The organism is Pedobacter sp. KACC 23697 (genome assembly GCF_045348445.1).
Lineage (GTDB): Bacteria > Bacteroidota > Bacteroidia > Sphingobacteriales > Sphingobacteriaceae > Pedobacter.
Genome location: NZ_CP157485.1, coordinates 1,875,751 through 1,889,049 on the forward strand (window position 1 = coordinate 1,875,751; position 13,299 = coordinate 1,889,049).

14 protein-coding genes are annotated in these 13,299 nt (G+C 38.9%); 11 read left to right on the plus strand and 3 right to left on the minus strand.

The window, feature by feature from the left end; genetic code table 11:
- The first annotated feature begins 45 nt into the window (after positions 1-45).
- Positions 46-474, plus strand: a complete 429-nt coding sequence (locus ABEG20_RS07220) for a FixH family protein (protein WP_406826702.1) — start codon at positions 46-48, stop codon at positions 472-474.
- Positions 471-1,172 (plus strand): sulfite exporter TauE/SafE family protein, encoded by a 702-nt coding sequence (locus ABEG20_RS07225; protein ID WP_406826703.1) that lies wholly within the window; start codon positions 471-473, stop codon positions 1,170-1,172. Before ABEG20_RS07220 ends, ABEG20_RS07225 begins: the two co-directional genes overlap by 4 nt.
- Positions 1,173-1,628: 456 nt before the next feature.
- On the opposite strand, the gene ABEG20_RS07230 is transcribed toward ABEG20_RS07225, so the two are convergent.
- Positions 1,629-4,013 (minus strand): TonB-dependent receptor domain-containing protein, encoded by a 2,385-nt coding sequence (locus tag ABEG20_RS07230; protein WP_406826704.1) that lies wholly within the window; start codon positions 4,011-4,013, stop codon positions 1,629-1,631.
- Positions 4,014-4,122: 109 nt separating this feature from the next.
- Here ABEG20_RS07230 and ABEG20_RS07235 point away from each other — a divergent pair, with 109 nt between their 5' ends.
- Both ABEG20_RS07235 and ABEG20_RS07240 read left to right on the plus strand, forming a co-directional pair.
- Complete coding sequence (locus tag ABEG20_RS07235; RefSeq protein WP_406826705.1) at positions 4,123-5,577, plus strand: sensor histidine kinase; 1,455 nt, start codon at positions 4,123-4,125, stop codon at positions 5,575-5,577.
- A complete protein-coding gene (locus tag ABEG20_RS07240) occupies positions 5,564-6,256 on the plus strand; it encodes a response regulator transcription factor (protein WP_406826706.1) in 693 nt (230 codons plus the stop codon). Before ABEG20_RS07235 ends, ABEG20_RS07240 begins: the two co-directional genes overlap by 14 nt.
- A gap of 407 nt (positions 6,257-6,663) precedes the next feature.
- Here the strand turns inward: ABEG20_RS07240 and ABEG20_RS07245 are convergent, their stop codons facing one another.
- Complete coding sequence (locus ABEG20_RS07245; protein WP_406826707.1) at positions 6,664-6,915, minus strand: hypothetical protein; 252 nt, start codon at positions 6,913-6,915, stop codon at positions 6,664-6,666.
- 15 nt (positions 6,916-6,930) lie between these two features.
- A complete protein-coding gene (locus tag ABEG20_RS07250) occupies positions 6,931-7,641 on the minus strand; it encodes a DUF3291 domain-containing protein (RefSeq protein ID WP_406826708.1) in 711 nt (236 codons plus the stop codon).
- 107 nt (positions 7,642-7,748) lie between these two features.
- On the opposite strand from ABEG20_RS07250, the gene ABEG20_RS07255 reads away from it, so the two are divergent.
- From ABEG20_RS07255 to ABEG20_RS07285, 7 genes are all read left to right on the plus strand, one after another.
- Positions 7,749-8,228 (plus strand): GAF domain-containing protein, encoded by a 480-nt coding sequence (locus tag ABEG20_RS07255; protein ID WP_406826709.1) that lies wholly within the window; start codon positions 7,749-7,751, stop codon positions 8,226-8,228.
- Between the two features lie 13 nt (positions 8,229-8,241).
- Positions 8,242-8,847: a DNA-3-methyladenine glycosylase gene (locus ABEG20_RS07260; RefSeq protein WP_406826710.1), complete on the plus strand. Its 606-nt coding sequence runs from the start codon at positions 8,242-8,244 to the stop codon at positions 8,845-8,847.
- A 54-nt stretch (positions 8,848-8,901) separates the two neighbouring features.
- Positions 8,902-9,390, plus strand: coding sequence for a pyridoxamine 5'-phosphate oxidase family protein (locus ABEG20_RS07265; protein WP_406826711.1), 489 nt, complete (start codon positions 8,902-8,904; stop codon positions 9,388-9,390).
- Between the two features lie 66 nt (positions 9,391-9,456).
- Positions 9,457-10,749 (plus strand): kynureninase, encoded by a 1,293-nt coding sequence (gene kynU, locus ABEG20_RS07270; RefSeq protein ID WP_406826712.1) that lies wholly within the window; start codon positions 9,457-9,459, stop codon positions 10,747-10,749.
- Positions 10,750-10,783: 34 nt separating this feature from the next.
- Positions 10,784-11,644, plus strand: a complete 861-nt coding sequence (locus ABEG20_RS07275) for a bestrophin family protein (RefSeq protein WP_406826713.1) — start codon at positions 10,784-10,786, stop codon at positions 11,642-11,644.
- On the plus strand, positions 11,644-12,546 hold the full coding sequence (locus ABEG20_RS07280) for a histone deacetylase (RefSeq protein ID WP_406826714.1): 903 nt from the start codon (positions 11,644-11,646) through the stop codon (positions 12,544-12,546). Before ABEG20_RS07275 ends, ABEG20_RS07280 begins: the two co-directional genes overlap by 1 nt.
- A gap of 42 nt (positions 12,547-12,588) precedes the next feature.
- Positions 12,589-13,272, plus strand: a complete 684-nt coding sequence (locus ABEG20_RS07285; RefSeq protein ID WP_406826715.1) for a pseudouridine synthase — start codon at positions 12,589-12,591, stop codon at positions 13,270-13,272.
- The last annotated feature ends 27 nt before the right edge of the window (positions 13,273-13,299 follow it).

Consider the following 13,299-nt stretch of genomic DNA (forward strand, 5'->3'; position numbering starts at 1 on the left):
ATTCACTCATTAAAAACTCACTCATTAAATTAAAAAACAAAAAGTATGAACTGGGGAACAAAAATAGTAATGGGGATGGTTGCATTTATGATGTTTATTGTGACTATGGTAATTTATATGTTCCATGTGCACGGTAGGGACGCCCTGATCGAAGAAAATTATTACGAAAAGGGAATTAATTACAACGCCGAATATAATGCCAAACAGAATGTGTTAAATGACGATGCCACACCTAAAATTATCATTACACATGCCCAAATGGTAATACAGTTAAAAGACAGTGCGCAATACGAACTGGTATTGATGCGACCTGCCAATAGCAACGATGACGTTAAACGTAAAGGAAATACAACAGGAACTTCTAATCTTATCGTGGTAGATCGAACTAAAATGCCCAGTGGAATGTGGTTTATCAACCTTTCATGGCGTACTGGTGGCAAAACATATCTTTTTAAAAATAACATTACCCTATGACAGACTATCTGCCATTGGCTTTTTTAATGGGGCTGTTCGGAAGCCTCCACTGTGCGGTAATGTGCGGACCGATTATATTAGGCATGCCCTTCAGAAAATATCATTTTTTTGATAGTGCAGTGCAGCTGCTGTTATATCAACTGGGCAGAATAGCTGTTTATACCATTTTAGGTTTGCTGGTTGGTATTTTAGGAAGCAGCATACGCCTGTTCAGCGATCAGAAAACATTGAGCATATTTATTGGTGCTGTATTAATCCTGTTTACCGCCCTGCAGTTTAATAAACGATATAGAAAGCACTTTTCAAAACTTCAGTTAAAGGCGATGAAACCGCTGAGCAAATTAATGGGTAAGGTATTTGATTTAAAACTTTGGGGATTGTTTGCAGGGATGCTTAATGGCATTATTCCCTGCGGAATGGTTTACCTGGCATTGGCAACTGCCTTAAATACGGGCAATGTTCATTCGGGTGCCATATTTATGTTTCTTTTTGGCCTGGGGACTACGCCGCTCATGCTGATGATCTCCCTGGGGGGAATCTTTTTAAAAAAGTATATCCGTTTTAATACCAATAGGCTAATCCCCTGGTTAATGCTTTTTATGGGGGCTTTACTGATTTTGCGCTCCGCAGATTTAGGCATTCCATTTTTATCTCCAAAAAATACAGGTGGCTACGGCCATTCGATAGAGTGTAAATAGGTAAGTTTTGAGTTTGGTGTTTGGAGTCGATTAACCGACTGAATCAATACTAGCTCGAGTCTTTGTGCGATAACGTGTGCAGGCTAGACTTATGCTTTTATATTTATGTATGAGTACCACTTAAGCAAAACAGTACCTTGACAATGGCACCATGACCATCGCTTGAGGGTTAGAACGGTGTAACTGAGTGAGATAAACCCGACCGACAGCGTTATCCCGATTTTAGCGTGATTATACTGTTTACCAGTTAATCTATCGGGATTAAGCAAAGGGCGGGACTGATAAAACCGAAGTACTACAGGCATTGCTTTTCTAAAATATAAATAATTTATGTTAGCGTTTCTTCGTGTCAGACGGAAACATCAGACAACACAGAATGTTTCAATTGAATCTGACCCAGGCGATAGGATTCGTACTAGAATTGGACCTAATAAACTAATGATCAATGAACTACCATTATTGCGTGCGTTTCTTTTCCTCCTCACTTGCCGAAGTCCGTTTTCTGGCTGCTGTTGGGTTTCCTCCTAGCCGGTAAGAGAAACTTAAAGTAGCACTGCGCGTATCGCTTTTCTCATAAAAACCATTGCGTTGATTCTCGTAATTTACATCAATGCGATAGGTATTACTGTAGAAGATATCGTTTACAGCCAGCCTTAAAGTTCCTTTGCCCTTTAACATACTTTTGCTCATACCTGCACTTACATCATAAAGTTTTGCCAGTTTGTAAATGCCCTGTATGGTAGGGGAAGAATACCATGCGCTGATTTCTGCTTTTAATCCCTTTGTTTTATTCAATGTAAAAGCATGGTTAGAACTTAGGTAAATGCCCCAAACTCGGTAATCGTAACGCGCCTGTAAATATCCCGACCTTTCCTGGCGATAGGAGCCCTGCACATAATTGCTGATTTCCCACCACTTGGCTGCTTTGATTGGAAAAGAGGCTGAAAAACCGATCTCCTGACTTAATTCAAGATTTCTTTGGGTATCATAAAAGAATTTGGAAGTGTTATCCTGTACCGTAATATTACTAAAATAATCAACTACCCGTCTTAGGTAAAATGAAATATTATATTGCTGTTTGTAGGTATAGCCGAGTTCACCGTTATATATAAAAGCTGGTTGCAATGCCGGGTTTCCTTCCAGGTAAGTGTAGGGACTGGTGTAAGATTTAAAAGGGTTTAGTCTCCAATACTCGGGCCTGCTGATCCTCGAATTATAGTTAACGTTGATTTCATTATCTTTGTCTACTTTATACACCATAAAAAGTGTAGGAAAGAGTTTAAAATAGTTATGCTGATTGTTGGTGTTTAATGCGATCGATTTACCATTTGTACGGGTATATTCGCCACGTAATCCACCTTCAAAACTCCACTTGCCAACATCTCCGGTAATGCTGGCATAAACGGCCGATATATGCTCGGCATATTCAAACCGATCGCTCCGGCTGTTTACCAGTTCCAGACCTGTAGCCGGATTATTATAAAAATCAAAGCTGTTGCGCGTACGGATACTGCTGTATTTCAAACCCGATTCAAATGTCCATTTCTTCCAGAACTTATCCGTATAATCCACTTTTCCGGAGTAAATATCAATCTTTTGGTTAGCGGGCGTAAAAATATGATATTGACCGGGCAGTGGATTGCCATTACCAGATAAGCCATAAGTATCTACCTGCTGACTATTCCTATTTTGATAAGGAACATAATCCAGATCCACATTGATATTGCGGCCACTGGTATCTAATTTAATTTTATAGTTAAGATTGAAACTATATTGACTAGCCTGTCCATTGGAAATGTTTTGGGTTTGCAGAATAGAGTCTGGAAGTGCTGCGTAGTTGTTAAAGATACTTGTTAATGTACTATTTGGTCTATTGCTTGTGCCATTGTAGCCATTTACCAAAACACCGACCACTTGTTGATGATTAAGATTGTAGTCGGCACCAATTTTATAGCTATTGGCATTTCCCAGGCGTATTCCCGATTTTTCATTTCTCCAGTCGGCATAATTTCCTGGCGAATCGAAAATAATGTATTCACTTTCAGTGTGATCCTTTTCGCGCCTGCTATAACCATAACTGCCATATACATTCAGCCTGTCTTTCCGGTAATTGAATACCATACTAGGATTATAGCTGCCATAGGTTGATTGGATATAGCCGGCAGAAAGTATCACGTTAAAGCCGTCACCTTTTGGTTTTTTAGAAATAATATGGATTACTGCACCACCCTGTGCGTCGTATCTGGCAGTTGGATTGGGCATAATTTCTATTCTGGCAATATTGTCTGAGGGTAAACTCCTAAGGTAGGATGCCAGGTCTTCTCCCGATAACCTGATGGGTTTATCATCCATGTAAATGACCACGCCTTTATTATTGGCCGTTATTCCGCCATCAAAACGCGTTTGTACGCCCGGTGCTTTACCCAGCGCATCCCAAACCGTAGCACCACTGGCCACTATGCTATTTTCAACATTAAATATTATCCTGTCAATTTTTCTAACAATTAGTGGTTTTGAAGCCGATACGGTTACCTGTTCAAGTGTTTTATCTTCGGTGATCATCGTTATCGTGACAGAATCTATCGGAAGATTTAGTGTTTTGCTCACGTCCTTATATCCAACGGCTTTCAACATTAAAACATAATCGCCTTTTAACGGCTGCTGGAAACTGAACAGGCCGTTTTTTGAAATCTGAACGGCAAAGGTAGAGTCTGCATAGCTTAGGCTAATGCTTACCCCATCTATGGGTGCTCCATTTTTATCGGTTACCAAACCTTCACGTAATTGAGCAAAAACCATTAATGGCAGGCAGAAGAATAAGATTAAGGTTAACTTTTTCATGTTTCAAAACTAATGGCTAACCATGTAAAGCAAAGTTAAGCTCGGTTAAATAAGGTTAAATCTTCAGTTTGTACTTCCATCAATAAAATGATTTGTTCATTTTAGAAGGATGAAATGGCTGAGGTCTAAATATGTTTTTCCTTTGGCAGTGATTACACTAATCATCAGCCTTTGCCTGCAGTGTGCATGGATAAGGCAGTTGTACCTGGCGCAAAAGAAATCTGTTGCTACAATGCTCGAATCCATAGTTAGTGACGCTTCGCGGCAGATAACCTACCGGAGCATCGCTAGAGGACACGAAAAAAGTATCCGTTTCCAACAGTTTTTCCTTTCTCAGGAGTGGTTGGCACTAAGGCAGGCATTTGATGAACTAAAGGTTGACAATTTGCGGAGCCAGTTCCATTATGGGATTACCAATGATAGCTCGGTAGTAGAAATGAAAATGTCGTTTCTGAATGATGCCAAACTGAAATTTGATCATAAATCTTCAGCTGTCACCAATGGGAAATCACAACGGGAAGTTTCATTGCAAGATCAGCGAGACCTAAAGGTAATGGATAGTTTGGTAAACCGTCGGCTAGATCAATTGGGTTGGCATACCAATAGAAATTATGCACTTTACGACTATTCAGATGGAAGATTGGTAAAAGGACAGCAGTCTGCTCAAACAGCTTCTTCTTTCGTAAGTGGTAAATATACCTATAACCTTAAGTTTCAAAATAGGTATCAACTCATTATTCCATCCATTACCTGGTTGATTGTTTTTCAGATGCGATACTACCTGATATCATCTTTTCTAATGCTTTTGCTTACTGCTGTAGCCTTCTACCTGCTCATCAGGCTGATGAAAAACCAGCAGCTTTATGCACAGGCGAAGATGACCTTTACCAGTAATATGACACATGAACTGCAGACACCAATCTCGACGATTTCAGTTGCCCTCGAATCCATTAAAAAATATCATTTAATAGATCAGCCTGAAAAACTGGAGAATTATATTAATATAAGCACTCACGAACTGCAGCGTTTGCAGGCTATGATCGAAAAAGTACTTAAGCAAGAGCAAATGGATCTTGGAGAAACAAAATTGCAGTTCAGCCTGATTGATGTTCAACCAATACTGCAACAGGTAATTCATGCTATGGGGGTGCAGGTAAAGGAAAAAAATGCTTCTATAATATTTTTCCCAACAGCTGAACCGTTATTTATTAAAGGCGATGCCATGCATATTTCGAATGTTTTTTATAACCTGATTGATAATGCATTAAAGTATTCTCCTGCGCATGCTAAAATTGAAGTATCATGTAGTATTGCCGACCATCAATTAACGATCAGTATTAAAGATAATGGCCCGGGGATAAATGAAATGTATCAACAACAGGTTTTTGAGCGATTTTTTAGGATTTTTAATCAAGATAACATACATAATGTAAAAGGATCAGGTTTAGGCCTTCATTATGTAAAACAGGTTGTAGCACTGCACGGTGGCCGTGTTGAACTATATAGCAAAGCAGGAAAAGGATGTAATTTTATGGTTATTTTGCCTTTATATGAAGAAAATTAAGGTTTTATATGCTGAAGACGAACCTTTTTTGGCTCGTATCGTTTTTGATGGCTTAAACAGTAGTGGTTATGAGGTAAATCTGGCTTTGGACGGACAACTGGCCTGGACGCAATTTCAGGAACACAAACCCGATATCTGTATACTTGATATTATGATGCCGCAGAAAGATGGTTATACGCTGGCTTCTGAAATTAGAAAATCAGACCCCAATATTCCGATCATATTTTTAAGTGCAAAAGCGCTTACCGAAGATGTGGTGAAAGGCTTTAAAAGCGGAGGAAATGATTACCTGAAAAAGCCATTTAGTATTGATGAACTATTGGTTCGAATGGAATCGCTGTTAAACAGATTCGGCCATGCGCAAAAGGATGAAACAGGTGTAATTAGGAAATACCAGTTTAGAAATTGTGAACTCGATGCCCTTACACAAAGGTTAAAAACTTCAGTTGGCGAATATTCACTTTCTTATAAAGAAACCATATTGCTCGAATTATTGTTGAAAAACCGCAACAACACCTTGGAACGGGAGCAAGCGCTGATCAAAATCTGGGGTGAAGATAGTTTTTACAACGGCCGTAGCATGGATGTTTTTATGGCGCACCTGCGCAAGCTGTTAAAAACTGAGCCCGAAATTCAGATCTTGAGTTTAAGGGGAGTGGGATATAAGCTTATCTGTTGATTTTAAAAAAAGATGGTTTTTGAACTTAATCTATTAAATGCCTGACAACTAATGTGATCTGCATGACAGTAGCATTAAACTTGATGAACCTGCTCACCGGATCTTCCTTTGATAGCCATCAGATGTAAGAAATACAGCCTGCCCGAAACTTTTAGATTTCTCCCTGTAAGGATTTGATTATATTTTATAAAAAATATCTCAACCTCCCATATATTTGGCAAATACAGCCACAAAATTATATTTTATTGATTTATTTAATCATCAAAATATCAATACCTTACACCAAATTAACTTAATAAAAACTAAAGATATTGCGCATTCCTTATATCGAAAATAGCTTGAAATGCAATATATAATTCTGTTTAAAAATATAACTATCTTTAAATCAGTATGTAATATAATTAAATTTAATATTGATGCCTGTTATAAGCCGCAGTAAAGTCTGAGCGCATCGCCTTAAAACGTGCAATAACTGTCTGGATAAATTCTTCGTCAATAATTTCGAATACATCATTTACCCCACCACCACTCAGGTCAAGTTCTGCAAGCTTATAGCTTTGCTCAAAAGTACCCTGTTCAAATTTTACAATGTATTTTTGGTTCATTGAAAAAATGGTAATCTTACATTCAGGATGTGGAAGTTCTGCTACTACTCTCATTTATTGTATTTTTATTTATAATTTTACAGACATGCCGTTAAGCTTGCCCCAGCTATCGATAATCGAAAAACGGGCAAAAAGTTCTTCTTTATACCATTCCCGCGCTCTGGTGAGCTTAATCACATCAGCATGGTCAAAAGTTTTGTAAGCATAGTTTTTTACGCTTTCAGCATCTTCCCATATGGAAAAGGTAGCCTGATCAAAAAAAGGATTCTCTCCCATGCCGGCAGATAAGATAAATCCTGGCGCAATACGCATGGCATCAGCTGCCCTTTTAATATTTTGCCTAAATTCTTTTAGTTTGTTAAATTTAATCGCTGCCCTCGTAATTACAGCGATTTTTCCTGCTGATATTCTGCTTGTTTTATCAACTTTAAATGGCTGTTTTTCTGACCATAAACCATGACTGCTTAAAGGGTTTAGTAAGATGGTAAAACTTTCTGTTCCGAATAAATTAAACCATTTCATCACCAGAGAGTCACGATAAAAATGATCATAATCCTTACGGTCATCCCAGGTAGTGAGAACCGCCCAATGTTTATAATCCGGAGATAAATCAACCCTGGCATCCTTACCGCTTCCCATTAATTTCCAAAACTTACAATTTCTGTTTAACCATAAGGGAAGCCTTAAGACTGCCATCCCCATAAAAGCAAAGGGAATAGTAAGGCCACGAAATTTAGTAATGGTTAAGGCTACAATCATAAATACACAACAAAAAGCCAAAACTAAGCATTTTAAGGATAGATTATCATTCAAATTTTTGTCATTAAAAATCAGGCTGGTCCGTATCTCATATTTCATTATTAACTTTGATTCAATAAACATTAAAAATGGCAGAAGATTTAATTATTACCAGAGATGCCTCTAAAGAAGCACAGTACCGATCCATCATTCCTCAGATTGAAGCGCTATTGTATGGCGAAACAGATTTTGTTGCTAACATGGCCAATATAACCGCGGCACTTAAAGAGCAGTTTGGCTGGTTTTGGGTTGGCTTTTATTTGGTAAAACAGGATGAGCTCGTACTAGGTCCTTTTCAGGGGCCGGTGGCTTGTACAAGAATTAAAAAAGGAAAAGGTGTTTGTGGTACTTCATGGCTAAAGGCCAAAACCATCATCGTACCAGATGTGGATGAATTTCCTGGTCACATTGCCTGTGCATCAGCTTCAAAATCCGAAATCGTTCTGCCGTTAATTATCAATGATGAGGTGATTGGCGTACTTGATGTAGATAGTGATGTATTGAGCAATTTTGATGAAACAGATCAGTCTTATTTAGAGAGGGTTATTGATATTTTGTTAAACAGATAATTTAAATAACATATTGAAATTAAAACCCGGATATTACCAGAATAATGATGTTGTAGGTCTTGCGAAAGATCTGCTCGGTAAGGTTTTATATACGAAAATTGATAATGAAATTACGGCGGGGATTATTGTAGAAACTGAAGCCTATTTTGGCATAAAAGATAAGGCCTCTCATGCTTATGGCGGTCGCCGTACCAATCGTACCGAAACCATGTACGGTGCAGGCGGCATTGCTTATGTGTATCTCTGTTACGGCATGCATCATCTTTTTAATGTAGTTACCTCGGTTAAAGACGATCCGCATGCTGTTTTGATCAGGGGGATAGAACCGCACACTGGAATAGAGATTATTGAACAACGGAGAAATATGCCTTATACAAAGGGTGCTGTTTCTGCAGGACCTGGTTCAGCAGCAAAGGCATTAGGAATAGATCAAACCTTCAATACAAAAAATCTTTCTGATGATGAGATCTGGATCGAGGATCATGGCATCCGATATTCTGAAGAAGATATTGCTGCTACCCCACGCGTAGGGATTGCTTACGCTAAAGAGCACGCATTATTGCCTTGGCGGTTTTTTGTTAAGGGCAATAAATATGTGAGTAAACCAAATAAGGTTTAATTTATAGAAACCTTTTGGGGAGCTTGCTGTTTTTCTCTATAAATAATCAAAAACATGAAAAACGAGAAAAATATAGCCATCTTAAAAGAAATGGCAGAAAGTGTAAGAACCTGTATGTTTACCACATTTTCTTCAGGTGATGAATTTGGAAGCAGGCCCATGGGAACTGCAAAAATTGAAGACGATGGCAGTTTGTGGTTTTATACCAATGAGTATTCCCTGAAATCAAAAGAAATTTCAAAAGAAAACAATGTGCTGTTAGCTTACAGCGATCCGTCTAAAAATACGTATTTGACAGTTAAAGGCAAGGCAGAGCTGGTTGATGATAAAGTACGCAAAGAGGCTTATTTTTCGCCTTTTATAAAAGCCTGGTTTCCTGATGGCGTTGAAGATCCGAGATTAATTCTGATAAAAGTTACACCTGAAGAAGCTGAATACTGGGATTCATCGGCTTCAAAGATTGTGGTGTTATTCAGCATATTAAAAGCAGTTGTTACTGGTGATACGCCTGATCTGGGCAAGCATGATACGATGAAATTCTAATAAATTGAAAAGAATTGAAAAGCAGGATTGGAAACAATACCTGCTTTTTTTTGTAATATTGGCCTGATGAATTTTGAAAATACACTATCATTTGCTCAACAACAGGATGAGGCTGATCAGCTCCGTCAATTCAGGGCTGAGTTTTTATTTCCAAGCCATAACGGAAAGGATTTTATTTATTTGTGCGGCAATTCATTAGGTCTTCAACCTAAAGTTGCTGGCAAAGTCTTGCAAGGTCAGCTTAACAACTGGGCTAACTATGCCGTGGAGGGTTGGTTCGACGGAAACGAACCCTGGATGTACTACCATAAAGTACTTAAAAATTTAATGGCTCCGATTGTTGGCGCATTACCTTCTGAGGTTTGTCCGATGAATACCTTAACAGTAAACCTTCATTTATTAATGGTTAGCTTTTATCAGCCCAAAGGCAAACGCTTCAAAATCATAATGGAAGGTGGTGCATTTCCGTCCGATCAATATGCGATAGAAAGCCAGGTAAGGTTTCATGGTTTCGACCCAAAAGAAGCCATTATAGAAGTTTTTCCGAAGGAAGGAGAAGAAATACTCCATACAGAAGACATTTTGGCTAAAATCAACGAAAATGCAGATGAAATCGCCTTGGTTCTATTTGGCGGAATAAATTATTACACCGGACAATGGTACGATATGGAAACCATTACCAGGGCGGGGCATGAAATCGGTGCAATAGTGGGCTGGGATCTGGCACATGCCGCTGGTAATGTTCCTGTAAAACTTCATGATTGGGAGGTTGACTTTGCCTGCTGGTGCTCATATAAGTACCAAAATTCAGGTCCGGGAGGAATAAGCGGGATCTTTGTTCATGAAAAACATTTCAGCAATAACCAGTTAAACCGTTTTGCAGGATGGTGGGGCTACCAGGAAAGTAAGCGTTTTAAAATGGAAAAAGGCTTTATTCCAGAAGCCGGAGCGGACGGCTGGCAGGTCAGCTGCACACAGGTAATGCCCATGGCATTGTACCAGGCTTCACTTCTGATTTTTGAACGGGCGGGGTTTATAGCGCCATTGAGAAATAAAAGTATCGCTTTAACATCTTATTTAGAATTCATTGTAAATGAAGTAAATAAGGATTTAGGAGTGAAGCAATATAACATTATTACGCCTCAGTTATCGAAAGATAGAGGCGCACAGTTATCCATCATTGCACAGCGTAACGGTAAGCAGATCTTTGATGGTTTAGTGGCCAACCACATCCTTGGCGACTGGCGAGAACCTGATGTAATCCGCCTGAGTGCTGTACCATTATATAACTCTTTTGAAGATGTTTATCTGGCTGGCCAGGCGCTTTTAAAAGTAAGTAAAACGGTTTTACGGTCATAAAGGAAAAACACTTTATCAATATAAAATTCAATAAATGATCAATTACAATCCCAAAGACTGGAGTACATTCATTTTTCATATCCACAAAAGCGACACTTTTATCAAACTATGGCCATTAATGCTGGGAGTGGCCGTTTTTTCGGGTTTGGTGGCATATGCCGAACTGAATTTCTTTCAGCTTTCCAAGAGCAGCTACGTAACAAATGTAGGTATGATGCACAGTTTGTTGGGTTTCGTGTTATCCTTATTATTGGTTTTTAGGACAAATACAGCGTACGACAGGTGGTGGGAAGGCAGAAAGTTGCTCGGGTCATTAACTAACGTGAGCCGTAACCTGGCCATGAAGATCAAGTCGCTTAAACTTTCAGATGAGGATGTGCGTTTTTTTGAATATGGTATACCTCAATATGCTTTTGGTTTAAAGGAACATCTGCGTGAAAAACTATATTTTGGTAAAAACAGTATCCTGATTGAAGTGGAAGAAGGCAAACATATTCCAAACCAGATTGCAGGTAGTTTAATAAACAGGTTTTATGATTTACTGGAAAAGGGCTCCGTCTCACAGGAGCAATTCATTGTACTATCTGCTGATTTTAATCAATTTACCGATATATGCGGCGCGTGCGAAAGAATTAAAAATACACCGATTCCATTTTCATACAGCGCTTTCATTAAAAAATTTATCTTTATTTATGTAATTACCTTACCTTTTGGATGGGTGTTCAGTTTAGGTTATTTTGTAGTTCCGATTGTTCCCTTTATCCTCTATGTATTAGCGAGTTTGGAGTTGGTAGCTGAAGAAATAGAAAATCCGTTTGGTTACGATGCAAATGACCTTCCTGTGGATCAGATCTGTACCAATATTGAAAAACATGTAGGAGAAATTTTAGGCTAATGATCAAAATTGCCTGGCATCCGCTCTACGCGCATCCTTTACCTGAAGGACACCGTTTTCCGATGCTAAAATATGAATTGATACCCGAGCAGCTTTTACATGAAGGAACGATAGTGCCACAGAATTTATTTAGTCCGGAGCGCGTTTCGGAGGATATCATTCTCCTTTCTCACAAAAAAGCATATTGGGAACAGCTGAGGGATTTAACACTTCCCGCTAAAGAGCAGAGAAGGATTGGTTTCCCACTAAATGCCCAGCTTGTGGAACGTGAACTGATCATTACGCAGGGCACAATTGATGCGGCTCATTTTGCCATAGGGAATGGCATTGCTTTTAATGTTGCAGGCGGCACGCATCATGCAGGTAGCAACTGGGGTGAAGGTTTTTGTTTATTAAACGATCAGGCTATTGCTGCTAACTATTTGTTAAGTAAAAACTTAGTTAATCGCATCTTAATTATCGATTTAGATGTTCACCAGGGAAATGGCACTGCTGAAATTTTTCAACACGAGCAAAGAGTATTCACTTTTTCTATGCATGGCGATAAAAATTTCCCCTTTAAAAAAGAAGTTTCAAGCCTTGATGTCCCTTTAAATGATGGTGTACAGGATGATGAATATCTGTCTGCATTAAAGATAAATCTGAAGAAAGCTTTCGAAAGGGCCAGGCCTGATTTTGTATTTTACCTTTCTGGTGTAGATGTACTTACCACCGATAAATTGGGCAAACTGGCATTAAGCAAAACGGCATGCAAGGAACGTGATAGAATAGTGTTACAGGCCTGTAAAGACAAAAAACTGCCCCTGCAGATCAGTATGGGCGGAGGCTACTCAGCAGATATTAAGGAAATTGTGGATGCGCATTGCAATACCTACCGTCTCGCTTTTGATTTATTTGGATAAGCCCTTTGGCAAAACCATAATATCATTATCTTCGCGGCTAATATGTTGGAGATTATTTATCAGGACGAAAATTTAATTGCCATTAATAAACCTCATGGATTACTGGTGCATCAGTCTTCCATCGCAAGAGATGCAACGGAATTCGCCCTTCAGTTGCTAAGAGATCAGGTGGGTAAGCACGTGAGCCCGGTACATCGGTTAGACAGGAAAACAAGCGGTATATTATTATTTGCTTTTGATAAGGAGTCTGAAATTGCTATGCATCAGCAATTTATGAATAGTGAGACAAATAAAAAATATTTGGCTATTCTCCGTGGCTTTACACCTGATGCCATGGATATTGATTATCCCTTAGCTAAGGAAAACGGAACCATGCAAGAAGCTTTCACCTCCTTTAGTACGCTTCAGAGAGCAGAGGTAGCAGTGGCTTTTGGAAAACATCCAACCTCCAGGTATTCGCTGGTTGAAGCCACACCCAAAACCGGGCGAATGCACCAATTAAGAAGGCACTTTAGCCATATTTTACATCCGATTATTGGCGACAGGACACATGGCTGTAATAAACAAAACAAATTTTTTAAAGAACAATGGGACATGACAACCATGTTGCTCCATGCTTCTGAATTAGGATTTGTTCATCCCATTACAAAAGAAAGAATCCACCTGAAAGCTGGTTTGCATGATGAGTTCAAAAGGGTGATGGATTTCATGAAAATGGAACTTTAGCACAATTTTTACCTCCAAAATCTGTTT

What these genes read in the sequence shown, in the direction of transcription:
- ABEG20_RS07220 (WP_406826702.1), top strand. Translation starts at nt 46, where the DNA reads ATGAACTGGGGAACAAAAATAGTAATGGGGATGGTTGCATTTATGATG.
- ABEG20_RS07225 (WP_406826703.1), top strand. Translation starts at nt 471, where the DNA reads ATGACAGACTATCTGCCATTGGCTTTTTTAATGGGGCTGTTCGGAAGC.
- ABEG20_RS07230 (WP_406826704.1), bottom strand. Translation starts at nt 4,013, where the DNA reads ATGAAAAAGTTAACCTTAATCTTATTCTTCTGCCTGCCATTAATGGTT.
- ABEG20_RS07235 (WP_406826705.1), top strand. Translation starts at nt 4,123, where the DNA reads ATGAAATGGCTGAGGTCTAAATATGTTTTTCCTTTGGCAGTGATTACA.
- ABEG20_RS07240 (WP_406826706.1), top strand. Translation starts at nt 5,564, where the DNA reads ATGAAGAAAATTAAGGTTTTATATGCTGAAGACGAACCTTTTTTGGCT.
- ABEG20_RS07245 (WP_406826707.1), bottom strand. Translation starts at nt 6,915, where the DNA reads ATGAGAGTAGTAGCAGAACTTCCACATCCTGAATGTAAGATTACCATT.
- ABEG20_RS07255 (WP_406826709.1), top strand. Translation starts at nt 7,749, where the DNA reads ATGGCAGAAGATTTAATTATTACCAGAGATGCCTCTAAAGAAGCACAG.
- ABEG20_RS07265 (WP_406826711.1), top strand. Translation starts at nt 8,902, where the DNA reads ATGAAAAACGAGAAAAATATAGCCATCTTAAAAGAAATGGCAGAAAGT.
- kynU (WP_406826712.1), top strand. Translation starts at nt 9,457, where the DNA reads ATGAATTTTGAAAATACACTATCATTTGCTCAACAACAGGATGAGGCT.
- ABEG20_RS07275 (WP_406826713.1), top strand. Translation starts at nt 10,784, where the DNA reads ATGATCAATTACAATCCCAAAGACTGGAGTACATTCATTTTTCATATC.
- ABEG20_RS07280 (WP_406826714.1), top strand. Translation starts at nt 11,644, where the DNA reads ATGATCAAAATTGCCTGGCATCCGCTCTACGCGCATCCTTTACCTGAA.
- ABEG20_RS07285 (WP_406826715.1), top strand. Translation starts at nt 12,589, where the DNA reads ATGTTGGAGATTATTTATCAGGACGAAAATTTAATTGCCATTAATAAA.